Annotated in this window: 24 protein-coding genes; 5 read left to right on the top strand and 19 right to left on the bottom strand. The window is 40.0% G+C overall.

Going from position 1 to position 22,203, the window contains the following annotated elements; all coding sequences use genetic code 11:
• Positions 1-2: 2 nt before the first annotated feature.
• The 18 genes from B3317_RS08110 to B3317_RS08025 all read right to left on the bottom strand — a co-directional run bounded on the left by B3317_RS08110 (position 3) and on the right by B3317_RS08025 (position 15,575).
• Positions 3-503, bottom strand: a complete 501-nt coding sequence (locus B3317_RS08110) for a hypothetical protein (protein WP_291110445.1) — start codon at positions 501-503, stop codon at positions 3-5.
• 652 nt (positions 504-1,155) lie between these two features.
• A complete protein-coding gene (locus B3317_RS08105; protein WP_291110443.1) occupies positions 1,156-1,683 on the bottom strand; it encodes a hypothetical protein in 528 nt (175 codons plus the stop codon).
• 5 nt (positions 1,684-1,688) lie between these two features.
• Positions 1,689-2,201, bottom strand: a complete 513-nt coding sequence (locus B3317_RS08100; protein WP_291110441.1) for a phosphohydrolase — start codon at positions 2,199-2,201, stop codon at positions 1,689-1,691.
• Complete coding sequence (locus B3317_RS08095; protein WP_291110439.1) at positions 2,198-2,665, bottom strand: hypothetical protein; 468 nt, start codon at positions 2,663-2,665, stop codon at positions 2,198-2,200. The genes B3317_RS08100 and B3317_RS08095 overlap by 4 nt, the downstream gene beginning before the upstream one ends.
• A gap of 26 nt (positions 2,666-2,691) precedes the next feature.
• Positions 2,692-6,744 (bottom strand): DNA primase, encoded by a 4,053-nt coding sequence (gene dnaG / locus B3317_RS08090; protein ID WP_291110437.1) that lies wholly within the window; start codon positions 6,742-6,744, stop codon positions 2,692-2,694.
• Between the two features lie 3 nt (positions 6,745-6,747).
• The gene (locus tag B3317_RS08085) at positions 6,748-7,563 is read right to left on the bottom strand and encodes a DNA adenine methylase (RefSeq protein WP_291110435.1); all 816 of its coding nucleotides are present in this window, start codon (positions 7,561-7,563) and stop codon (positions 6,748-6,750) included.
• Positions 7,564-7,574: 11 nt separating this feature from the next.
• Complete coding sequence (locus B3317_RS08080; protein WP_291110433.1) at positions 7,575-7,892, bottom strand: hypothetical protein; 318 nt, start codon at positions 7,890-7,892, stop codon at positions 7,575-7,577.
• Positions 7,864-8,862, bottom strand: coding sequence for a reverse transcriptase/maturase family protein (locus tag B3317_RS08075; protein WP_291110431.1), 999 nt, complete (start codon positions 8,860-8,862; stop codon positions 7,864-7,866). The genes B3317_RS08080 and B3317_RS08075 overlap by 29 nt, the downstream gene beginning before the upstream one ends.
• A gap of 116 nt (positions 8,863-8,978) precedes the next feature.
• On the bottom strand, positions 8,979-9,911 hold the full coding sequence (locus tag B3317_RS08070) for a phosphoadenosine phosphosulfate reductase family protein (protein ID WP_291110430.1): 933 nt from the start codon (positions 9,909-9,911) through the stop codon (positions 8,979-8,981).
• Between the two features lie 308 nt (positions 9,912-10,219).
• Complete coding sequence (locus B3317_RS08065) at positions 10,220-10,615, bottom strand: hypothetical protein (protein WP_291110429.1); 396 nt, start codon at positions 10,613-10,615, stop codon at positions 10,220-10,222.
• Positions 10,616-10,642: 27 nt separating this feature from the next.
• A complete protein-coding gene (locus B3317_RS08060) occupies positions 10,643-11,116 on the bottom strand; it encodes a hypothetical protein (protein WP_291110428.1) in 474 nt (157 codons plus the stop codon).
• A gap of 18 nt (positions 11,117-11,134) precedes the next feature.
• The gene (locus B3317_RS08055) at positions 11,135-11,515 is read right to left on the bottom strand and encodes a hypothetical protein (RefSeq protein ID WP_291110427.1); all 381 of its coding nucleotides are present in this window, start codon (positions 11,513-11,515) and stop codon (positions 11,135-11,137) included.
• A 30-nt stretch (positions 11,516-11,545) separates the two neighbouring features.
• On the bottom strand, positions 11,546-13,615 hold the full coding sequence (locus B3317_RS08050) for a DNA cytosine methyltransferase (protein ID WP_291110426.1): 2,070 nt from the start codon (positions 13,613-13,615) through the stop codon (positions 11,546-11,548).
• A complete protein-coding gene (locus B3317_RS08045; protein ID WP_291110425.1) occupies positions 13,616-14,026 on the bottom strand; it encodes a hypothetical protein in 411 nt (136 codons plus the stop codon). It lies immediately after the preceding gene.
• Between the two features lie 2 nt (positions 14,027-14,028).
• A complete protein-coding gene (locus B3317_RS08040) occupies positions 14,029-14,307 on the bottom strand; it encodes a hypothetical protein (RefSeq protein ID WP_291110424.1) in 279 nt (92 codons plus the stop codon).
• A gap of 108 nt (positions 14,308-14,415) precedes the next feature.
• Positions 14,416-14,622: a hypothetical protein gene (locus B3317_RS08035; protein ID WP_291110423.1), complete on the bottom strand. Its 207-nt coding sequence runs from the start codon at positions 14,620-14,622 to the stop codon at positions 14,416-14,418.
• A 288-nt stretch (positions 14,623-14,910) separates the two neighbouring features.
• Positions 14,911-15,324 carry a helix-turn-helix transcriptional regulator gene (locus B3317_RS08030; protein WP_291110422.1) on the bottom strand — a complete coding sequence of 138 codons (414 nt, stop codon included), beginning with the start codon at positions 15,322-15,324 and terminating at the stop codon, positions 14,911-14,913.
• Positions 15,321-15,575, bottom strand: coding sequence for a hypothetical protein (locus B3317_RS08025; RefSeq protein ID WP_291110421.1), 255 nt, complete (start codon positions 15,573-15,575; stop codon positions 15,321-15,323). Before B3317_RS08025 ends, B3317_RS08030 begins: the two co-directional genes overlap by 4 nt.
• A 160-nt stretch (positions 15,576-15,735) precedes the next feature.
• Here B3317_RS08025 and B3317_RS08020 point away from each other — a divergent pair, with 160 nt between their 5' ends.
• A complete protein-coding gene (locus B3317_RS08020) occupies positions 15,736-16,167 on the top strand; it encodes a hypothetical protein (RefSeq protein ID WP_291110420.1) in 432 nt (143 codons plus the stop codon).
• A gap of 13 nt (positions 16,168-16,180) precedes the next feature.
• On the top strand, positions 16,181-16,519 hold the full coding sequence (locus tag B3317_RS08015; protein ID WP_291110419.1) for a hypothetical protein: 339 nt from the start codon (positions 16,181-16,183) through the stop codon (positions 16,517-16,519).
• Between the two features lie 253 nt (positions 16,520-16,772).
• Here B3317_RS08015 and B3317_RS08010 read toward each other — a convergent pair whose 3' ends face one another.
• Positions 16,773-19,664 carry a PD-(D/E)XK nuclease family protein gene (locus B3317_RS08010; protein WP_291110418.1) on the bottom strand — a complete coding sequence of 964 codons (2,892 nt, stop codon included), beginning with the start codon at positions 19,662-19,664 and terminating at the stop codon, positions 16,773-16,775.
• Positions 19,665-20,317: 653 nt separating this feature from the next.
• Between B3317_RS08010 and B3317_RS08005 the strand changes: the two genes are divergently transcribed.
• The 3 genes from B3317_RS08005 (at position 20,318) to B3317_RS07995 (ending at position 22,115) form a co-directional block, all read left to right on the top strand.
• A complete protein-coding gene (locus B3317_RS08005; RefSeq protein WP_291110417.1) occupies positions 20,318-20,575 on the top strand; it encodes a lipoprotein in 258 nt (85 codons plus the stop codon).
• A gap of 290 nt (positions 20,576-20,865) precedes the next feature.
• Positions 20,866-21,132, top strand: a complete 267-nt coding sequence (locus B3317_RS08000; protein WP_291110416.1) for a hypothetical protein — start codon at positions 20,866-20,868, stop codon at positions 21,130-21,132.
• A 323-nt stretch (positions 21,133-21,455) separates the two neighbouring features.
• The gene (locus B3317_RS07995) at positions 21,456-22,115 is read left to right on the top strand and encodes a suppressor of fused domain protein (RefSeq protein WP_291110415.1); all 660 of its coding nucleotides are present in this window, start codon (positions 21,456-21,458) and stop codon (positions 22,113-22,115) included.
• Positions 22,116-22,203: the final 88 nt, after the last annotated feature.

Here is a 22,203-nt window from a genome sequence, read left to right as displayed (position 1 = left end):
ATCTATGGATGAAAAATACACAACTTATTTTCCCTTACTTTCCGTTCCCGATAATATTTTTTTATTAAAGCGTCGGAATGCTGTGCATAATCTATTCCGTAGTTGTCACAAAAACTTTCAATTAATTTTTTAATCTGATCTTCGGTGTATTCCACTGTAATAGATACTACGGTGAAAAATAGTTCATCGAAAAACAATCGAATGCTTTTTTCAAACTCCTGTTGTTTAGATCGGGGAAAATAATAATGTGTATCGGGGCGTTTACGGGAATCTACAGCACGGCCGAGAGAATTGATATATAACGTAAGCTGTACTTTCCGATAATGAACCGAGGGTACAAAATGGCAGTCTTCAGGTACTTTTTCCAATAAATTATACAGGAGTGAACCAAAATAATGATCTCTGGGAACAATAGCTGAATTCCCTTTACCATGAAGGACACCAACCACGAAAGCGACCAGGTAAGCATCCATATTTACGACTATTGAATTAGATGTATCCATATTGAAATATATTTTAGGTTATAGATATGGCGTATTTTCATACCAACGTACCAACATACCAACAAAATAAAGTTTTTTACACCTAAGTTACTGAATTTTAATAATATCACAAAATAAAGACACACGATAATGTGTAAAATATCATACCAACACGGCCAACAAACATAAATTTAACAGAAAAACATACCAACAGACACGAAAAAGCATACCAACACATACCAACAAAATGCCAACGTACCAACAGAGGTATATTATATTAATATTTTTATCTAAATAATTAATATATAATATAATACGCTGCATTGTGTGTTGAAAAATAAAAATTTTGTTGGTATGTTGGTATGTTGGTACACTTCGGTGAAAAATATTTTTCAAATATGTGTGCATGTAATTTATCTTATTTACAGAGGGGGTACGGGGGAGATTTTGATAAAAACAGAAAAGACATATCCGGAGACATGTCTTTCTAAACTTTAAAATTGCTTTCAGGAGAGAGTCATAAGAGGTGTTCACTCCCGGTAATCCGTTTAATCGCTCCGGCATACGCCGTCGCTCTCGTAACGGATCACCTTCGTTCACGATTAGAAAGTCCGGCATTAAGCCGGCCGTGTAAACCATGAGTAATAAAAATGTTTCAGAGAGGGTCATTCTACTAATATTTAAAGTCTGTAAAATGAATAATCTTCTTAACTCCCGGCTCTTTGAACCAGCGTAAGAAATCTGCGGTAGAACTAAATCCGTCATTCTTGGCTAGAAAGTTTATCTCTGATCCGTTCAATAACCGTCCATCTACATATAGCTGAAAAACATCAGAATCCTTGCCCGGCGTCATTTCAATAGCTTTTATTTGGCGCGGATCGGTAATAATATCACGCCAGCTTACTTTTTCTATTTTCAGAATTTGTATATGAATGCATTGTCCGGTAGCAAAACACTCATAGTTAGATGTTCTTACACCGTAAGCATGCTGTATTATCATGCCAGGCTTCCAGCGATTATAGATATCGTCCCGGATAGTATGTATCTTCCGGTTCACAATCCATAGATCAGAAAGATTATTGCCTTCATTATCATATTGGGATATGCAGGAACCGATATAATCGAAAGCTGTATTCCTGATTTGTTCCCTGAAATATGTAGGTTCTCCCCACGGAAATTTTTGTTTATAGGATAGTATCATGGTTGTTATCTTTTATAAATATTATAGCGACTCAAGAACTCATTCTTTACATCCATGTGAGACCAAGGTATAATAAACTTATTGAAACCTTCGATCAAGCTGTCCCATTCATATTTCAACATATCTTTATCTGCCTTGTGTATTGCTTCTGGAAACGGGTATGCTAGATTAAACTTTTTAGCAATAACTTTCATCAGGTTATCTTCTATCGTTTTATACTCAGACATACGATGTTTAATCGGGCTGGGTAGATCCACTAGATATGCTTCTGCGGCGTCGTGCAAAAGTGCTTCCAGCTTATACGGTTCAGCTACAAGATCGGCACATAATATACTATGCTGGGCCACTGAATAGAATTCGGATGTATGACCGCCAAAGCGACAGAGCATAGATAATGCATGTGCAATATCTTCTATACATATCATATCGATAGTAGGGGCAAATACATTCATATACTTGCCGGAGAATGTCCGGATAGTATTCGGGTATGCTGTGTTTGTTTTATAAGGGGTTATCATTGTTGTTGTTTAGGTTTGTTAACTTCTGTATTCTTAATAAAAACATAAGCAGTAACCGGAAATAGATCGTGATCATGTGCAAATTGAAATTGTGCACCAATGTAGCACTGGTATCCGTAACGATCAACACAAATAATTTCACCTTTATTATAACTCCCTAGCCACGACGAAGCATGATTGACCCAGCTATAGAAAGTTTGAAATTCGCAAATTTTGTAGGCTCGAACAGGTATCTCATCCTCTTGTAAATATAATATGTCATTCGTTCCTATACTTTCATTATTTTCAACTCTATTATAAGAGCGAATAACCCCTGCGACAACAAGAAGTATTATTAATATTAGAACACCAATTGGATTAGGTGTTAGATATATTATACACACTATGATTGCGAATGCAGATAAAAGAATAATACTAGAAATTATCGCTTCTGCAATACTGTTTAAAATTTTCTTCATTTTCATAATTAATTGTTTTTATGTGGTTTATATTAAAATGGTAAATCATCTTCTGTTTTATCATCCGGAGATACGAGGTTAAACATTGGCGGTTCATCATCGTTTTGCTTCGGTTCTTTTTGCTCGATACGTTCAAAATCTATTTCGAACCTGGTTTTGAGCATATCGTAGTTGAACATATGAGCTGATCCGGTACGGCTACGTGATTCGATCTTAGGCACGGCTCGTTTATCCACTTCCCCGTTATAATCGGTACCGCCTTGTGTGCCATGAGTGAATTCTGTCCACCCATAACGCACTCCCCGGTTATAACCCAGATATGCCTCATTCGATTTGAAATTCATTACTAAAGTCTGCATCGGTGCAGCTGCATCTTTTCCTACGAATGATTCATAATCGGAATACAGCGCATTCAGGTCCAGATAAAGCACATTCATACCGGCTTCGAGTTTTAATTCTTCAGTATCTTTCCCTTTTAGTACCCGGCGTACAGACGTTTCAGGCTTAATGCGGAAGTCACGTCCCGGTACCGTTTTACCACGGGTAAGCAGAGTGTTCATGGCATTGAAGAAAGCAGCCAGTTTGTTTGTAGTGGCGATTTGTTCCAATTGTGACACTACCTGTGTTACGGCCAGATCAAAGAATTTATCGTAGGTAAATGGCAGATTGAGATCAGTGTGAAGTTCTACCAGTTTGCATGTAGCCGTAAGAAGCGAAACGGCATTGATAATACGGGTTAGCCCGTCAGTATTAGTGACGCTTTGTTTTACTTTTTCCTTCAGCAACTTCACCTCCTTATCAAATACGGTAAGATATTCTTTCTCGAACAGGTCTCGCAAAGAAAGGATCTCTGTAAGTGCATTACATAATCCAATATGCTCATGCTTTTTTAACCGCAGATATATTTCAGTCTCATGTTCTGAGAATTCTCCTTTATCCACATAAGGAACATCGCGCAATATGGACCTGTTACCGAGTGATCCGTCATCTTTCTGCGGTGCCTCCTGGCCAAGCAATACCAACGGAGAATTTATTTCCGTGCTTGTAGTTGTCTTGGTAGCCGTATCGGCAACTTTAGTACGTCCGACTCCATCCAATACGGCCGCCTTGAGTAACTGAAACTTTGTTTCATCAATCTTATCATTATATTCTTCCAGTACCACAGGTACATTTCGGAACTGTTCCATGATCATTGTAAGAGAAGCAAACGAGCCTGTATTGAGATTGAACAAAGGCATATCCGGGCTTACAAATAAGCTGCGGATACTGGTTGCAATCTGAGATTTACCGGAAGAAGTAGGTCCGATAAAGAACGGAGCTGTAAAGAACCGCCGTTCCCTGAAAATAAAGTCACGGAAGGCTGATGTGATGGCGTATAATATAGCCCACTTACCGTTGTTATTTATCTTGTATACTTCATCCATCAGGGCCGTCCATTGTGCAAAATCGATACGGTCTTTATCTGGTATTTCCTTGTATTTGAAATGCACAGCCTGTTTGTAGCTATCATCTTTGTCAAAGTCGGAAATACGGATTTCGGAGAATGCCGGCAGGTAAAAGTTTTCATTTTCATGGCTTACAATACCAATTTTATCAGCATAGGTGACCTGATATTTAGGTTTACCGGTTTCCGGATCTTTCACTTTGTGGAAAATGGCGTTACCAAAAGCAAACACATCGGATGTATGCTGCCCCATGATACGCAGTTCACGGCAGTATGTGAAATCGTAAGACATAGCTGCCCAGATATCGTTCCACTGGTTGTTTGTTCCCCTGAAATTGTACGGGCCTTCCTCTATCAGTTTTTCTTTCACCTTGGTGAGATTAGCCAGTGTGTTACTTTGCCATTCTACATAACGATTGTATTCAGGACGCATATGGCGAAGAAACACTACACGCTTGTTTGCCTGTGATATTTTATCATATACATGCAGCATAGGATCGATAACGAAGTCGGTGATACGGGTATAACCGTTTCCGGCCGTATTTTTATACATATAAGCTACATCTTCTCCCTGCTTATTCCGTAAAGGGTAATGATTATATAAAGAGTGTTTTTTGTTCAGTATATCATCCGTAATAACATACTCAGGTAATTCGGACGGGTCTACCGATGCAATGTCCGCCATCTCGGCCAGGCGTTGTTTTTCGAATGTGGAATTATCCTTTTTTGTAGCCAGGATAGGCTTTAAAATCTTATCGAGAGCTGTTTTATCTACACCCAGGCGTTTGGCATAGCTTTTTATCATTACTTCCCGTGCAGCAGCTTTGAGTTCGGCGATAACTTCGGCGCAGCGCTCTATCATATCCGATTTTAGCATACCGTTTGTTTCCCCGGCAATGAGATAACCATAGCCAACAATATAGAAGTTACAGAAATCATAATAAGAATCAGACGATACGAAACTCTCGCTATCTTCGTCCTCTTCATCATGCCGGTTCGAATTATATACAGATGCATCTATCTGAATATCAAAACCCTCTTTAAACAGTGTTTTTAAAACACTTATTTCAAGACTTTCATTAAATGAGGGAGTAATGTTTTCTTCATCGGCCGACAATCGGAAGCGGTTAACCTTAGTACGCAACGATTGGATATCGTATGTAGACGGATTGCCAAAAACATAGATCAATGGCCGTTCGTGGGATTCGGACATAAATAAATCACGGTTGAAAGTCAGTTCGCAAACAATAGACTTATCTTTTGCCAATAACGTAACAGCTTCTTCCACTCCATAGAATCCGGGCTTCCATTCTTCAACAACAACCTTATTTTTATTCTGTGCCAGAAGGCGCTTCTTTATATCCAAGCCTGACATCTTAAATAGTGAAGCTAAAGACGAAATATATTCTGATTGGAGATCACTATCCGGCATACAGGCAATGCATTCGCAGATAGCATCTAACCCTTCGATACGTTCCTCCTTTTCTTTATTTTCAATATCGAGAACGTCAAACATATATTTTTCGAACGATTGCTCGCCTTGTTGCATCTTCTGAGGCAGATATTCTTTACCCAGTTTCTTGGCCAGATCGTCGGGATCCATTCCTTCAGGGAGCCGGAAGCAACGTACAGTCATTCCATAGGATAAGAGTGTCTGTATTCGTTTCAGACTGGCTTTTACACCCGCTTTATCACCATCATAAACCAAAACAGCAACATCTGCAAATCGGTGTAGAATCTTGATCTGAGCTTCGGTGAAAGCTGTACCGGAAGCGGCTACTGTGTTTTGCAAACCATTCTGAGCAAAACTAACCGTATCCATTTGTCCCTCTACAATATAGACTTTACCAGTTTCGGAGATACGTTTCTTTGCCTGCCACAACCCCCATATGGCCGTGCTTTTGCTAAACAGATCAGTTGTGGAAGTGTTGAAGTACTTCCATTGATCTTCCACCTGCCCGGTCAGATCGCGTCCGGTGAATCCTATGACACGTCCCTGAAGATCATAATAGGGGAACATGGCCCGGCTACGGAAAGTGTCATAGTGCTTGCCGGATTCGTTTTGCTTGATGATATCTGCGGATAGCAGCACATCCGTTTTATATCCTTTAGATGGCATTAGCTTCATTAACTGGTTGCCTGCCGGTGCATATCCGATACCATACAGCTTACGGTAAGGTTCGGATACCTGACGGACCGTAGAGATATAATGCTGCGTGTCCTGCGAAGCAAGATAATTATCTTCGAATTGTTGCTGAGTAGCTGCCAAAGCTATATAAAGAGATTCGCGGCGCTTATCTCTGGCCTCTTCTTCGGGAGACAATTGTATCTCCGGTATATCGATATTATATTTCTTTGCCAGGAAGCGCACAGCCGCCGGAAAAGAAATATTTTCCATTTGTTCTACAAAATGGATTACACCACCTTCTCCTTTATCGGGTCTACCACAGGCAAAGCATTTACATATCTGTTTGGATGGTGACACATAAAACGATGGCGATTTGTCAGTATGGAACGGGCAAAGGCCAATCCAGTTGACACCGCTACGCTTGAGGGTAACATATTCGCTGACAACTTCTACAATATCGATATCGCTTACCTGATCGATTATATGCTGGGGTATGGTAGTGTTTTGGGACATAATTTATATAGAGAAGAGGGTTTTCTGTAACTCGTAATTATAAATGAGAATTTCGGTGCGGTATTCCGTGTGGGACTTCCCCAAATGAGTCAATTTTAAATTGAGTCTTTCGGTCCGGAAATTCCAACTGTATTTCATTACATGATATTTGAGTGTATGCGTGAAATACTGTGAAAGGATGAATTTTCCTTTAATTTTGGATAATACTTGTAAAAGATTAAATAAATCATTGTGGGTATAGCCTCTGTAATGACCCTGATAAGAGCCCGGATAGGGAGGATCTATATAAAACAGCGTATCAGGAGAATCCCTTTCTAAAATAACACGAATTGCATCACGACAAGAAATTTGCACATCTGACAATCTGATATGTAATTGCTCCGAGAATTCAAGACGTTTGTTTCTTACCATTATTGCCGAATGTGAACCTGACGAACCATTACACCATTTCCATCCGCCATGCATACTTCCTGCGAATGATCCGTTTGTTATCAGCCATATTGCCCAAGCTTTTTGCAGATCGCTGGACTCTATACGTTCATTCCAAATATCTTTTGCATGAAGATACATTGTTTCGGAATGGAGGGTGCTTTTAATAAGTTTTTGCAGTTCCGAAAAATTATTTTGTGATTGGAGGTAGAAATTAATAAGGCGGTTATCGATATCATTGATGATTTCTACTTTAGATTTTGGCTTATCAAAAAACACAGCTCCACCGCCGAAAAACGGTTCACAATATATTTTATGACTTGGCATCATTGATATTATTGTTTTCGCTAATCGCTGTTTCCCTCCGTAATATGTTATTGGTGTACGCATTCTATTGTTATTTATGTAAACACAAATGTCTTAGCACTTCCGGAATCAAACCGTTGCTGCTTTATTGTTGTCGTAAAAGGAAATTCTTCTTTCGGTATCTGATCCAGTATGCTTTTTATCCGCTTGGAATCGGTAAAGAACTTACATTCTTTGCCATCGCACCTTACTTTGACTATATACCGGTTATCTCCGTTGATCGTTTTTATACCACCTATGTAATCGAGCACCTCGATATTACAATTCAGGATATCGGTTATAGACACTCTGGGAACCATAAATATTGCTTTATCATCGATAGGCTTAACGCCAAGCTCCGAGAACTTCTTCATGTTTAATTATTGTTTTAATTAAGTTTTTAGAGTTGCAGTACTTACACCATCCTATCCAGGAACATATCTTTATCCTGTATTCCTTTGCCGTCAATGCCTTTTTGTTCAGTTTGGCTACACACCTGCAAAAGTTCTTTTTTATGCGTTTTCGCAGCATTGTATGTGTATGATAGAATACATAGCCTAAAAAGTCTATTCCGCGGGATGCTATAGGAAATACCTGATAGTTTTGTTTGAGTCTCAGATTAAGGTTTTCGGACAAATAATTATCTATGTCTGTCCGTAGCTGATGCAGGGCCTCTTTATTATCGCAAAGGATCACCAGGTCATCGGCATACCGGTAATAATATTTTACCCTTTTCACTTCTTTGAGCCAGTGATCGAAATAAGACAGATACAGGTTAGCCAGGAACTGCGAAAGATAGTTTCCGATAGGCATGCCCGGAGCAGAATCTACTATACCATCCAATAAGACCAGAAGCTTTGTATCTTTTATCTTCTTCCGGATGATCCGCTTCATAATGCTATGATCGATCGACGGATAAAACTTTGTGATATCCATCTTCAGACAATACATTGTTTTTTTCCGGTTCTTCAAATCCCGCCTGATATGTTTCCATGCACCGTGAATACCTTTCCCCTTGATACTGGAATATGAGTGAGAGATAAATACTGACGTCCAGATGCTTTCCAGTATATTCATAATGGCATGCTGTACAACCCTGTCGTGGAATGGCAAACTATAGATGGTACGTTCTTTAGGATCGCGGATAACGAAAATTTTATATTCTGATGTCGTATATGTTTCTTCCATCAGTTCTTTTTGTATCCGGAGTATGTTTTCGTCCAGATCCTTTTCGAACTGCAATACACCTTTTGTTTTAGATTTACCCTGCTTTGCTTTACTGTAAGCCAGATAAAGGTTATCCAAGTTGTATATTTTGTTGTATAAATTACTTATTCGCTTCATAATATTTATCTGTTATTCGCATAATCCGTAAAAACTCATACAACTTGTTGCTGTATTATCATCATATAGTTCTCCAGCATCATACTTACCCTTAGCATACTTTACTACATCGGTTATCAAAGGATACCCCCCCTATAGAATTTACGTGGTATCTTATCCGGGCCAAAGAATGAACTTTTGATTTCTAATTCATAATTTGCTATTTCGGCTATCCTTTCCGGGCATCGTATCGCAATCTGATGTATTTCCGATAATCCACTCATTATACAAGGAAAACAGCCTACACGCTTCATTCCCATAGAGTATAGAGGGTTTACATCTATTCCGTTTTCTAGAGAATATTCTATAACCGTCTGTGCACTCCAGTCAAAAACAGGACGTAAAACATCAGTAGCAAACTTTTTGCAATACGCTAATACTTCTTTTCTCCGGTATGTATGATATTTAGGGTCTTCCTTGCCTTTAGAGAGCCTGTCTTTAAGATGTTCTATTTGCTCTTTTAGCTTTAATATATTATCTTCCTCAGAATCTTCAAATTCTGAATCGGAGAAAATATTTAATTGACAACCAACACCATCCGAGTCTAAAGCGTTTAATTTATTTTCTAATTTTATAAGTCTTGTAGCATTAGTTTCAACCGGTTCCAGATAATACTTGAAGTAATTACACTGGGCTAGCATCTTTGAACGGCTTTCACTTTCCGCACCTCTTATGCCCTGAACAACAATAAAATCATCCTTTACTTCATCCAGTATATAATTTATCATTGGAATGGATTTTAGTTCAGAGGTGCAGAACCTGCGTTGCGATGATGGGAAACGCTTTTTCTTGCGTGCCAAATCTATCAGTCCGTCAAACTTATCAGACTTTAGAAACCTGAATTTAGTACCTGTTTTCTGTTGCAGATATTCTAAATAACTATATGTTATATCAGACTCCCAATTGGTATCACAAAAAACTATGTCACAGTTTTTATATCCGTGGTTTCTCATCCATATTAATGCAGCTACACTGTCTTTACCTCCTGAGCAGGTTATTATAATTCTCATTTTTATACAGCCTTTGTTTCTTATCGGAGCGTTCGGCTTCCCTACCAGCACCTTTTGAATTTTTATTTTTCGCCAAGTGGCGCGGTCTTTACCCTGATTTATTATTTTACAATTGTGGGAACCCGAGCCCGCATTCGCGTTCGTATTATCGTAATTCGAGTTCTTGAAAGCGAAGCCGGAAGGGCTACGGGTTCAGAGCAAACAACCTTATTTAATTACTAATGGTCTAATATGCCAATGTGCCAATTAAATACCTTGTCGCTTCGCGCCAATTGGCATATTGGCACATTTTCACATTGGCTAATTAATTACTTCAGTTGTACAGCTTCCCAAACTTCTAGGAACGTTTTGCCGATATGATCGGCCGCGATCTCGGTCAAAACGCGCAGGCGGGAACCCGAGCCCGCACCCGCGCGCGTAAAAACGTAACCCGAGCTCTCGAAAGCGAAGCCGGAAGGGCGCATCCAAAACCATGGTGCCCATTTTCGTTGGCTAGGATCTGCCCAGTCTATTTCACCAAGGCCACATTCACGTTCTATTTTGCGTGCAGCTTCTACGATCACTTTTGCATTATAGTCGCCTTCCTCATGTACCCGCATATTTTCCGGATATACTGTAAAATCCACTTTCGGGCGTCCTGCCTCATTATATGCAGCCTCTATAGAGGTTAATCTTTCTTCGAGTTCTTTCTTTAAATTTTTCATTGTATGTGTTTTTTTACTGATTATTAGTTATGATTCAAGCCATTCCCGGTATATATCTATATGCTTTGTACCGACAACCTGGGCCCGCTTATCGCTTTTTAAGGCGAGGCGGGAACCCGAGCCCGCACACGCGTCCGCATAAACGTAATCCGAGTCCCGGAAAGCGAAGCCGGAAGGGCCACCATTTGTTCTGAATACAGGATAATGACGGGCTACTTCACTGTTATAGATATTCATTCTTTCGCCTTCGTTATAGGCTTCTGTCATAACCACTACCCGATAGTATTTCTTAAAATGATCGCGTAGACGCTCCGGAAGTTCTGTGAATTCAGGTACGTCAGGTAGTCCGGTTTCTGCCATCATATCTTCCCATCCATCTATTCTTTCTGTAATATCCTTAGTAAAGAAATCCTTACCCAGTGCTGTTTCTAAAGCGGATTTAACTTCGTCAGATGATTTATGTAAACCTCTGATCTTCTGTTCTAATTCTTTTTGGTTCATTTTGATTGATGTATTTAGTTATGATAAATATTCTTTCCACAGTTCAGTAAACTGTCTACCCGAATAATCGCTCACCGCTTTATCGTGGTACGAGTGGCGGGAACCCGAGCCCGCAGCCGCGTGCGTAAATGCGCAACGCGAGTCCTGGAAAGCGAAGCCGGAAGGGCCTTCATACGTCCAAAACACAGGGTAGTATCTTGGTTCTCCGTTATAGATATCAGTAGGTTTACCTTCATTGAGGGCCAGTGTGATTTCTTCGAGTTCTATGCCTGCTATTTGTTTGGGCGTAACACCCGCCTCCAGTAGTTTCGATTCACTCAATGGTTGTTTGCCGTTGTACTTACATGCGTCTAGGTAAGACCTGATCTGATCGGTGATGTTGAGTTTCTTTTTTGCCATGATTTTTTTTTGTTTTTTAGTGATTAATATTTATGCTACATTTAAAAGTTTATCTACTGCCATGCTGAGACTTTCGCCGTTTACCTGGGCCTGTGTACATTCTACTGCATTGCCTATGAATTTCTTCTGATCTGCCTGCGTACCTATCAAAACATAATCTTCCGGAAACCCCATGATTCGCAATAGCTCTATGATCTTCAGCATACGCATCTTTATATCTACGATACCATAGAGTGCCATAAATTCCTTTATCGCCTTTGTCATAGGGGTATCGCTTTCATAAATTTCGTATATGTATATACCGTTTTCGAACCGGATAAATGAAGGTAGCGCATCGGTGTCACTTGCGGCTTCGACCAATGAAGGCGGCTTTTTATCCATTCGGGCAATCAGTGTAAAGCATGGAGCGTCTACACTTGCACCTTCTGAACTGTATTGAGGATTCACCAGATAGTGCCATTTGCGTCCGGCAGTAATAACCGGAGCAGGAACTTCCAGAGAAGTACCGGGGTTACTGAAATGCGGAGAAAGAAGCCAGTTGCACGAAATCAGGTTAAATTTCGGGTTTGCCGTCAATGATCCGCATGGCTGTAATACTGAGGCGGGCTTTGAACATCCGTATTGCTGATCAAGAAACTGCGGTTGCACCAAAGAAAAGTGATCTTTCGTCAGGACTGTCGGACATGGTTTATCTAAAGGCTTAGATCCTTTTTTGTCATTATAAGAACATAAAAAATAGGGGCTTACTAAAGAAAACCTGTCTTTTACTGTTACCGTTTTAGCCGATTCGTTTACTGGTGAGCAAAATCCGTTACCATAATATGCCGTTAAGAAACGCGGGCTAACCAGTGAAAAACAATCTTTTGTCCGTACTGTCGGTATCGGTCCTTTCACCGGGGTATTTATACCCGGACTATAATATGCGGAAATAAACTGATGATGATCTACCGTAGTAACCGAAGCTGCCGGACCATTTACCGGAATGTTTTTACTATCCGGATGTCCGGAAAAGGCTTTGGAAAGGAAACATACACCCAGCCTGTTTTGTGTGGCTACAGTAGGACATGGTTCATTGACACCGGGAGCGATATATTTACCACTGCGATTCATTGAATTATATTTCAACAGAAAAGCGTCTTTTCCTCCTGCTACAAAGCGAACCAGTCCGGAATGAACACGCGACAGAGTCGGTTCTTCATATGGTTTTGTACGTGCGAAGATGCTTGTTCCTTCGTCCGAAAAATCCAGTACATCTTTCACCTCTTTATATTTCTTTGTCCCTTTTCGTCCGTCCTTAGTGTGTGTTATGGCAGGGAATACGATCAGGCTGGGATCGGTAGCAAAATACCCGAAATAGCGGATACGTGAAGTGTAAGCACCATAATCGGCGGCATTTAGTAAGCGGTAGTCGTAATGATATCCGTATGATTTTATTTTGTCACGCCAGGCATTGTAAAATTCCGATACACATTCTTTGACCGGCACCCATACCGGAAGATAGCCATAGCGTGTTTTCTTCCTTTCCTTGCGGGCTTTACGCGCTTGTTTTTCAATCTCTGTTTCTTCGCGTTTCTTACGTTCCAGCGGACAATATAGTTCGTTCCCCTGCTTATCGGTTATAACCTTTATTTTCAGAGGTCCCCATTTTATGAACTCTTTTACATTCTCTACGCTGATAATATCCGGTTTCAATATCTCAATATAGCGGTATGCAGCTTCGGGCAGTGAACGGCTGTCAGCATCACGGCTCATTCCGCCTTTAGCAATGGAATGATGCGTACATTCGGCCGACATATGAAACATAAGCTTCGCATTGGGATATGAACGGCGTGCCTCTTCTATTATAGGTAAAAGCTGTAGTACATTTACCGACCGGAAATCTTCTATAAAACAGTGCGTATCCGGATGGTTTTCTTTAAAACTGAGTATCGCGTTCCTGTCGTGATTGATACCGATAATTACTTTTATACTCTGCTTACCGTTTACCTTGGCATTGCAGAAGCCGTAAGTGACGCCTCCGGCACCGCAGAAGCTGTCGATCACGATCAGGCGGACCTCAAGCGGGTTGATAGTATGTATGTGGCGTTGATCAGATTTCATCTAAAATCCCCCCCCCTCAAATGTTAACTGCAAAGAATCTACAAAGTCTGTATAGCGCAGTCCCAGATGGCGACAAACACGCTGACATTCTTCACCTGTCAGTTTTTCTAATCCTTTATATATCATCCAAAAGCGTTTCTGGCCGATACCAACAGCTTTGAAAAATACTTTGTTAGGCGAAAACAGAGCCGGATCCGAAAAACGTGCGGTAAGTATTCGTAGCAATACATTGTCTTTTACTATAGATTTAGGATTCTGGCGCTCACGGTGCATTTTTAGTTTTATAGCATTCTCATTGCGTCCGAGGTAAGCGCAAAGTTCCGTCATTGGCTTTGTGTGCATATTTTTTAACAGCCAGTCTTCTTCAGCCGCCGACCAGGGGCGTATATTACGTTTCGTTTCTTTTGCCATGGTTATATTCGTTTTATTGTTGTAAAATCGGGAGAGAATTGGTAATCTCCGTTTCCTTCCGAGATGAACAGACATACGGTTTTGATAAATAAGTCTCGTATGATGTCACTATTCAATAACTTGCTTAGTTCGAGGTTATATATCCATCCTCGGGGTTGTTTCATCAGCCATTTGTATCGTTCATTCAGCAGTTTCCAAAAAGCCTCTTTTCCCAGCCTTGACGAATACTCTTCCACCCATTGATAATTAGTCATTCGCATATGTCTGTAGTCCGCGTTCATAGCAATTCTATTATAAATTTTACAAGCAGATAAATACAATAATCAAATGATAACCCAAGTATAAGTATCATAGACCATACAAATACGTTGCAGGGCCACAGGCCATTCTTAGCTTTCATTACGATCAAAATTAAGATCGAGCCGGGAACATCGCGTTCCACTTCCCGCATAGCAAATACCGGACGCTAACCAATAATATTTTTGTCCCATATGGGACCCGAATGCGACAGAAACTTCTTTGCCGGTACTCCTGATACGATTCACCGTCACATTTTTGCCGAGTAAAGCTTTTTCAAATTGTTTTAGTGATGCCATAAAGTTTAAATTTAGCAACCCTCATGTTGCAGTTAATAATCGCGTGGTAGTGCAGCATTAGCTGCGAGTCAATATGTTTAATGAATTTCTCCCGACGCTTCGGGGAAAGGTTTTTAAGTTTCTTTACAAGCCGGGAGTTTATCGTATTCTTTGCCCGAGATCAGATATGTTTTAAAAAAGAAAGCATATGTGTGCTTATGAAAACAATACATTCCACAGCGTGCGCAATGATCAATCTTATACACACTATCGGGCATATGTCCGGGCCATTCTACATTTTTATTCCATTTATGCCGCATGATCAATTCCATTTTGAGGTATATAAAATATTGAGATTTCTTTGCGACGCCTGCGAGTCAAAGTTGTCGACAATTCAGTCCTTGATGTTTCTTCAGCTATAATTCGCCTGGTGCGTATCTGGGTATTGTGAATTCCGTCTATCGAAAACAGGGCTGTAATAATAATTGCCATGACCGAACTTTTGAATGCAGACACTTCGCTCGCTATTCCAAACTTGACGCCACAAAACCATAGGGTGAGATCAGATATTTTATTAAGCCCCAAATGGTCATATACATTCTTTATAGTGGTTTCAACCGTATACAGACTACGGTTGAGTGCGTCGGCAGCTTCTTTTTTAGAGCCATAATAAATTACCGACTCTACAATTTCAAATTCCCGGTCAGATATGCAACTTTTCATTTAGATACTACCCTTAAAGCCTTTGAAAAAATAGATTCTGAATTTTCCATCATAGAGATCGCTTTTTGCCATATGATTCGCTGACGCGGCGTAAGCTGATCTTCGCTAAGTATAGATTCATCAAAAGCATTATAGAATGTCGTTCTTGAAGAGAACTGAGCGTCGACCATCAACTGCGGCAGCAAAGCATTATCCATGATATAGGCTTTAATCTTGTCTCTGACTTTTTCAAATTCCGAAGATTCTGTCATTTTACCCATTTTTTTGTATTGATTTTGTTTATATTTACAGGTTACTTTGTGCAATAATTGTTCATCACTGAACTATTACGATACAAATATGGCATATATATTTACCATTTCAAAATATAATGGCATATATTTTATTCATTTTTGATAAATATTTTACACAATGCTGAAAGACAGGATTTTAGCGATAATAGATCATTACGGCATAACGGCAAACAAATTTTCCGAAAAAATAGGTATGAGCAGGGCATTTGTAAAAAACATGAATGATGAGATTAGCACAAAGCCATTGCGTAATATTTTACTCATGTTTCCTGATATAAATATTAAATGGCTTATAACCGGAGAAGGTGAAATGCTATTAGAAAACGCAAACCTAGACAAAAAAATAGAACTCACCGAAAGAATCCCCCCAAACATATTAATCGACTATTTAAAAGAAAAAGATAAAATTATTGGTGACTTAAGGGAAGAGATAGGGACTTTAAAGCGTGATCTGGAATCAGCCCAACAAGGAAAAAGAATCGATCCTATGGATATTAATATTAGAAATGTGGCGGAAGAACCAATAAATTACTCTCGGAAAAAGAAATGAAAAGATAGACAAAATGAGATTAAGAGATTTATTGAAAAAATATAACATCCAGCATAAAGTTATAGCAGATGCGCTTGGTATGAACCGGATCAATATTGATAGGTATGATAATCTTTATGAGCGAACGGTCAACGAAGTAATGTTAATATCAAAAGCTACAGGGATTAGTATTTCGGAGTTATTAGGACTGAACGACCAGGAGATAAAAAGAATAGATAAATTAAAATTCCCTGATTCACCAAAAGAGAAGGATAAAAACTTGATTACTTCCCTTAAGAAAACAATAGAAGTACAGGAAGAGACTATAAAAGCTAAAAACGAATTAATTGAAATGCTGAAAAATAAAGGATAGAAAGCTCTTTTACCCTGGGCAGATACGCGCCAAAGAATTCATTTTTCACATAAATGTAACATTGACTTACTGACACTTATGAACCGGATTTCGTGTAAATAAAATCCGGTCTCCGCAACTAAAGAAAAGCAATCAAAATATCGGTTGCTTTTTTCTTCCCATTATACTTGCTAAAACATGTACTTACTAGGATAAATCAGGAAACTCTGTCCCGGAAGAAAAAAATACCAATATAAAAGGAGCACTTATAATCCTACTTCTTGCATATATTCGTAAATATACACCATTTGCATGCCTCGCCTGTCGGTGTCTGACTAAACGGTACCTGCGGATCGAATATCTCTTCAAGACAGGCATCAAAATATTCTGTAAACTCCGCCCTGTATTCAGCAAAGTCCGTGATACGCCCGTCTCCCCTGTCCGATTTACTGATTACATCCGGGTCGAACTTAGTATCGAAAAGGTTTCGCAAATAATAAATACCCGGCTCCAGTATCTTGTCCGGATGGTCGAGCAGATATAGATGCGAATACATAAAGACCTGCATTACAGCTTTGGGACGGTCTTTCATTTCCTTGTCGAACAAATCCTTCATCTTCTTATAGCGGAGAACACCTTTTCCTGTCTTATAATCGATAATACGGGTATGACCTTTTACCTCGTCCACACGGTCGATAATACCTTTCAGCGAAACTACCTTACCCGAGGGCAAAAGATAGTCTTTTTTTACGCGTTCCTCAGAGTCGATATAGATGAAAGGTGTAAGTTTAGCGTCAGTGGCTAATACCTGCCTGATATATTTGCGTAAAACTTCTCCTGTCAGATAGTTCTGGCCTGTCAGCCGTTTTACTTTTTCGCTCTTAAAATAGTTTTCGGCAAACGACCGTTCTATCATTTCTGTCAGCAATTTATTGTTTTTGCTGATGTTGTGAAGCAAATCGGCTGTTATCATTTTACCTTTAAACGGCTCGTACAACCATTCCATTATAGAGTGAAATATAGTACCGAATGTACTGGCTTCAATCGTTTCCGCGATCTCGTCTTCTTCCTCCATGTTCTCCACTACGGAAAAATAGAATTGTAGCGGGCAATTCAGGTATGTATTAATAGAGCTGGCTGATAACCGTTTATCCCTACCTTGCAGAAAGACATTCATCTTCTCCATTATCCGGGGTGTTTTCTGTATGGAAATAGCAAGGCTTTCGGTAGACGATACTTTATATACAGCGAGTTTCTCGCGGATATCGAATGAGTCGTTATATAAATGCTTTATCTGGTTATAGTAGCGGCTGACTTCACCTGTCTGTAAACCTTCGGTACGGGTATCATAAAGCAGATAAATACGCTTTGCCCGGTTTATCATCCTGTAAAAGTGATAGGAAAAGATACTGTCCTGATGCTCGTATGTAGGCAGGTCAAAACCTTTGCGCAAATTATACGGGATGAACGAGCTGGCGGCTTTCTTCAACGGGAATATACCTTCATTCATCGACAGGATAATCAGGTTGTCGAAGTCGAGGGCGCGTGTCTCCAATACACCCATTATCTGCAATCCCGACAGAGGTTCCCCCCTGAAAGGTACGCTAATACCGACAATCAGTTTTCGCAACAGTTTGAAGTAAGTATCTACCGACATTTCGGGCGAAACATTTTTAAGAGCTTCGTCCATCTTGTTTATCGTTTTATAATACTCTACAATAAACTCGCATTCGATGTCGATGGAACGTGCATTTATGTTCTCTTCTTTTCCTTCGTTTTGCTCATTCACGGATAATGTCCTGTTTAATGCCGACAGTATCGACTGTAAATAATCAGGTATATCCTGCCAGTTGAACACCGGCCTGAAAATTAGCCGGAATAACGAATGACCTTGTAAGTCCTGAGATGAAACCGTTGTTTTATTATATTGGATAATATTTGTCCGTAACGCTTTGGCTTCGTCACTTGCCACATTGGTTATATAACGATGATTGAGTATCGCCAGTACCGGCTTGTAATAAAAGCCTGTATAATTTTCCGACCTGCGTATATTACGCTGCAATTCAAACACATGCTCCATCAATCCCGAAATAGAACTATTGCCGAGGTTGTAGCCCATTGTTACATTAATCTTATCTATCTCTCCGGGGATGGAATACAATGCCGGAAGCAGCAGGTTTTCGTCAGGTAAGACCAAAGCTGTATTCATGGCTTGGGTAGACGAAGTGATCTGTTTTTCATCCATCAGCGACCTGATGATGGAATGCACATATTTGGCCTGCCCTACAGCCGAAGGAATGCCTATCACCTCAACTACGGGCAGATCCATGCTTAATTCTTCGGGCTCTAAAGTCAGCTGTGTAGGGAAAAGCATCTTATTCCTGTCTATAAAGAATGAGGCTTTGTTTTTCGGGTCACGGACCAAAGGGGAGGAATAGTCCCAGTAGAAATCGGCAATTTTACGTTTATGCAAATACTTCAAAAGTGTTTCTTCCGATTTACTATGCCCGTTCAGTCCGACAAAAATCACTTTTTCGAAGGGTAACTTATAATCTGTATCATTCGCTAAACGTTCGGTCACATCACGGAAAATCATTCCTTCATAGGCCATTCCCCTGCTATGGAGCTGCTCGCGCAAAGAGGTGTACAATTGGAAAAGTACCTCCCACATCTCCAAAAAGTCCTTTTTCTTATCATTCTCCCCGATTGGCAGAAAGTTCGACCAAAAGCGGCGGATAGCTTCTATCTGGCTTTCGGTAAGATAATCGAATCCGGCATCAATCTCTTTCAGGTCATGTATATTACGAAATAGTTGCTGTGCGTCTACCAGATATTTATCTACATCGTCGAAGTCATTTAACAGCATTTCGCCCCAATAGAGGAACTCATCGAAGGTCTCGGTGGACGAGCTTACCCGTATATAAATATCATATAATAAGAAAAGCATCTCGATCCGGTCGGCTTTCTTATATGGGCTCAGTTTTTCGAAGAGGTCTGTAACAGTCAGGATTTCGGGCGAAAAAATCGGACGCCCTGCAATTTGCGACAAATAGTGCTGAAAAAATATCCCTGCCCTGCGGTTAGGAAATACAAACGTATAACGGCTTATCTCCTGTCCGTAAGATTTGTAATATGCCTGAGCAACATTATATAGAAATGGAATCATTTAATCAACACTGTTTTTATGAGTCATACAAAGGTAAAATTAATGTGCTAATTATCTAATATGCCGGTGTGCCAATTAAATTAGCAAATACGAAAATTAGCAGTTATAATTAAGTAACCAACAAAAAATGATGTAACAATTTTTCCCCATTACTTATCAGTTAGATTTGTATTTATTAACTATATAGTGTTAAAACCTGACACATCTGACAGTTTTTTCATTGTTTTTATCTTGTTATTTTTGTATCCGTTAACTATATATAGTTAAAAAGTAACAAAGGTAACAGATATATCAGTTAACAGTAAACAGTAAACAGTCATCAGTCAACAACTTGTATCTCGTGTCTTGTCTACCCGTATCTCATATAACTTTCAACTTACTACTTATCCCAATACTTCAAGGCCCTATCAGCTAACAGCTAAAGTTTATCAGCTCTAACTATATAGATAATTATTTTCAAGTCTGTTGACAAATTCCTTAGCAGTTGCCGGAGGACTTTAACAATAAATCCTTTATAATTCCGTTTCTAACTTAATTGAAAAAACAACCGGCCTATCGGTTTTTAGTGTAATTTTATATCTGAAAAAGTTTCGGTGAACTTATACCCGTTAATGGTTGTTTATCAAGTAAAATAAATACAAACTATATCGATTATGAAAAAATTCCTTTTCGTTTTATTTGCAGCGGCAATGCTTACAGCATGCGGGACCGCTTACAACACTCAGCTCAAACAAGTTCAGTTGGGCATGACTCCTCAGCAAATTGTGACATTGATGGGTGACAAATACACTGTGGTTGAACAGAAAGATAACAACAACCAGACTATCATGTACAAAGACAAATTCAAAAATGAATGGTATTTCCAGTTTGTAGACGGAAGCCTGTATAAATGGTATAAAGAAAAAGAATAAGCAGAAACTATTAATGCCAATGAGTAGTTGAAGTGATTATTGTAATATAAAATTGTTGGATTGTTTAATGCTACTCGCAATCACAGATTGCTTGTGTTCCTTTTGGCCAAAGCCCCAAAAGGAACCAAAAATGCTTTGACGCCCACTTTATAGGCCGACCCATAACGGACTCAAAGACTAAACGAAAAAACTCGCTCCGAATATTGTCTGATACGAATCGGCCGATAAGCTCAGACACGTTTTCGTTTTTTAGTCTTTTTCGCCCTATGGGTACCCCGTCCATAAAGCCTATGGCGTCCGCTGACGCACGACAAGGCTGGCGCATATTTGATCTAAGGGCTTTGCCTTCACTATGGCGTCAGCCTCTGCGCATTAGTTCCGCAGGCGGGGCACCCACACGGTACAGCCGGCGTAGAAAGGGACGGGGCGATAGCCCGTTCGTCACTTTCAGCCGGCAAACCGGTTGTGGGTCGCTGAGGAACGGAGCGCTAGCCTTTTGCTTACTTTTGGGCAATGCCAAAAGTGAGGGCAAGCCCGGGAGGGCGCGGCAGACATGAACCGAATGATAAAAGTTTTTACAAAGAACACTTACTAGGATTAGAAAAATCCAACATTTAAATCTAACTACTGATTCGCATTATTTATTATGAGGATTAAGGGTTAATATTCTATTCTTTTTGCATAATGACTATCCTGACTTGTATCGGAAACTTTCACCCATACCGGCTGCGCCCACCCGGGTTTGTCCTCATTTTTGTTCAAAAAGGAATGCAAATAATCCCTGATTGCGCATAGCTTAACAGATATCAGTTATCCTTCATAACTACAACTTTCAGAAGGCTATTATTTTTTATATCTTTAAACCATCAATTAAACGCACATGACACAGAAAGAATACAAAAAACTCTTCGACGAAGACGATGCCGTAGGCTGGTGGGAAATAGACAAAGCAATAGAGAAACTATACGGAGATGTTGAACCTCGTCATTATGCTCCCCAACTGCACTATATGGTCGGAGGGGAAGACCCTTTGGACGGAGTCAGTATTTTCGATTCCCGTAATCAGGAATTTCACCGTCATCTGGTGAGTTATGGTATGTCGGAGCTTTACTATAATGAAGAAGCTGCGGGTGGTGAGTTTAGTAAATGGGGTTTCGAATTTACTCTTCGTCTCAAGCCTTTCGAAGAAGACGGGGAAGACCCTACATGGGTTGTCAACCTGATGAATAACCTGGCGCGTTATGTGATAAAAAGCGGCCGCTGGTTTGAAGAAAATCATGTAATTCCTGCCAACGGTCCTGTGCGGGTAGGAGGGAAAAAGGAGATAGACATTGTGGGGGTTGCTTTTACGCTTGATCCCGAAATGGGGAAAATACAGACTCCGCATGGAGAAGTGGCTTTCTTGCAGATGGTAGGGCTTACCTCCAAGGAGATGGACCGGATAAAATCGAGTGGTTCGGCTTATGAAGAAGTGAAGAAAGTACTGGAAGAGATGAGGAGCAATAATCCGTTGATGATAACAGATTTAGACCGGAGATAGTAACGTGTATTCTCAGAAATGACATAAAACAGTCAAAACACCGGTTTGTATAAAATAGAAATGGCTGCCGATCATTTTCGGCAGCCAT

Origin of the sequence: Dysgonomonas sp. UBA7710 (genome assembly GCF_002482385.1) — a bacterium.
In the GTDB taxonomy this organism is placed as follows: domain Bacteria; phylum Bacteroidota; class Bacteroidia; order Bacteroidales; family Dysgonomonadaceae; genus Dysgonomonas.
This window is presented reverse-complemented; position numbering and strand designations above follow the sequence as displayed.

Excerpts from the sequence above, each read along its gene's own strand:
- B3317_RS08110 (WP_291110445.1), bottom strand. The coding sequence starts at position 503 with ATGGATACATCTAATTCAATAGTCGTAAATATGGATGCTTACCTGGTC.
- B3317_RS08105 (WP_291110443.1), bottom strand. The coding sequence starts at position 1,683 with ATGATACTATCCTATAAACAAAAATTTCCGTGGGGAGAACCTACATAT.
- B3317_RS08100 (WP_291110441.1), bottom strand. The coding sequence starts at position 2,201 with ATGATAACCCCTTATAAAACAAACACAGCATACCCGAATACTATCCGG.
- B3317_RS08095 (WP_291110439.1), bottom strand. The coding sequence starts at position 2,665 with ATGAAAATGAAGAAAATTTTAAACAGTATTGCAGAAGCGATAATTTCT.
- dnaG (WP_291110437.1), bottom strand. The coding sequence starts at position 6,744 with ATGTCCCAAAACACTACCATACCCCAGCATATAATCGATCAGGTAAGC.
- B3317_RS08085 (WP_291110435.1), bottom strand. The coding sequence starts at position 7,563 with ATGCGTACACCAATAACATATTACGGAGGGAAACAGCGATTAGCGAAA.
- B3317_RS08080 (WP_291110433.1), bottom strand. The coding sequence starts at position 7,892 with ATGAAGAAGTTCTCGGAGCTTGGCGTTAAGCCTATCGATGATAAAGCA.
- B3317_RS08075 (WP_291110431.1), bottom strand. The coding sequence starts at position 8,862 with ATGAAGCGAATAAGTAATTTATACAACAAAATATACAACTTGGATAAC.
- B3317_RS08070 (WP_291110430.1), bottom strand. The coding sequence starts at position 9,911 with ATGAGAATTATAATAACCTGCTCAGGAGGTAAAGACAGTGTAGCTGCA.
- B3317_RS08065 (WP_291110429.1), bottom strand. The coding sequence starts at position 10,615 with ATGAAAAATTTAAAGAAAGAACTCGAAGAAAGATTAACCTCTATAGAG.
- B3317_RS08060 (WP_291110428.1), bottom strand. The coding sequence starts at position 11,116 with ATGAACCAAAAAGAATTAGAACAGAAGATCAGAGGTTTACATAAATCA.
- B3317_RS08055 (WP_291110427.1), bottom strand. The coding sequence starts at position 11,515 with ATGGCAAAAAAGAAACTCAACATCACCGATCAGATCAGGTCTTACCTA.
- B3317_RS08050 (WP_291110426.1), bottom strand. The coding sequence starts at position 13,615 with ATGAAATCTGATCAACGCCACATACATACTATCAACCCGCTTGAGGTC.
- B3317_RS08045 (WP_291110425.1), bottom strand. The coding sequence starts at position 14,026 with ATGGCAAAAGAAACGAAACGTAATATACGCCCCTGGTCGGCGGCTGAA.
- B3317_RS08040 (WP_291110424.1), bottom strand. The coding sequence starts at position 14,307 with ATGAACGCGGACTACAGACATATGCGAATGACTAATTATCAATGGGTG.
- B3317_RS08035 (WP_291110423.1), bottom strand. The coding sequence starts at position 14,622 with ATGGCATCACTAAAACAATTTGAAAAAGCTTTACTCGGCAAAAATGTG.
- B3317_RS08030 (WP_291110422.1), bottom strand. The coding sequence starts at position 15,324 with ATGAAAAGTTGCATATCTGACCGGGAATTTGAAATTGTAGAGTCGGTA.
- B3317_RS08025 (WP_291110421.1), bottom strand. The coding sequence starts at position 15,575 with ATGACAGAATCTTCGGAATTTGAAAAAGTCAGAGACAAGATTAAAGCC.
- B3317_RS08020 (WP_291110420.1), top strand. The coding sequence starts at position 15,736 with ATGCTGAAAGACAGGATTTTAGCGATAATAGATCATTACGGCATAACG.
- B3317_RS08015 (WP_291110419.1), top strand. The coding sequence starts at position 16,181 with ATGAGATTAAGAGATTTATTGAAAAAATATAACATCCAGCATAAAGTT.
- B3317_RS08010 (WP_291110418.1), bottom strand. The coding sequence starts at position 19,664 with ATGATTCCATTTCTATATAATGTTGCTCAGGCATATTACAAATCTTAC.
- B3317_RS08005 (WP_291110417.1), top strand. The coding sequence starts at position 20,318 with ATGAAAAAATTCCTTTTCGTTTTATTTGCAGCGGCAATGCTTACAGCA.
- B3317_RS08000 (WP_291110416.1), top strand. The coding sequence starts at position 20,866 with ATGGCGTCCGCTGACGCACGACAAGGCTGGCGCATATTTGATCTAAGG.
- B3317_RS07995 (WP_291110415.1), top strand. The coding sequence starts at position 21,456 with ATGACACAGAAAGAATACAAAAAACTCTTCGACGAAGACGATGCCGTA.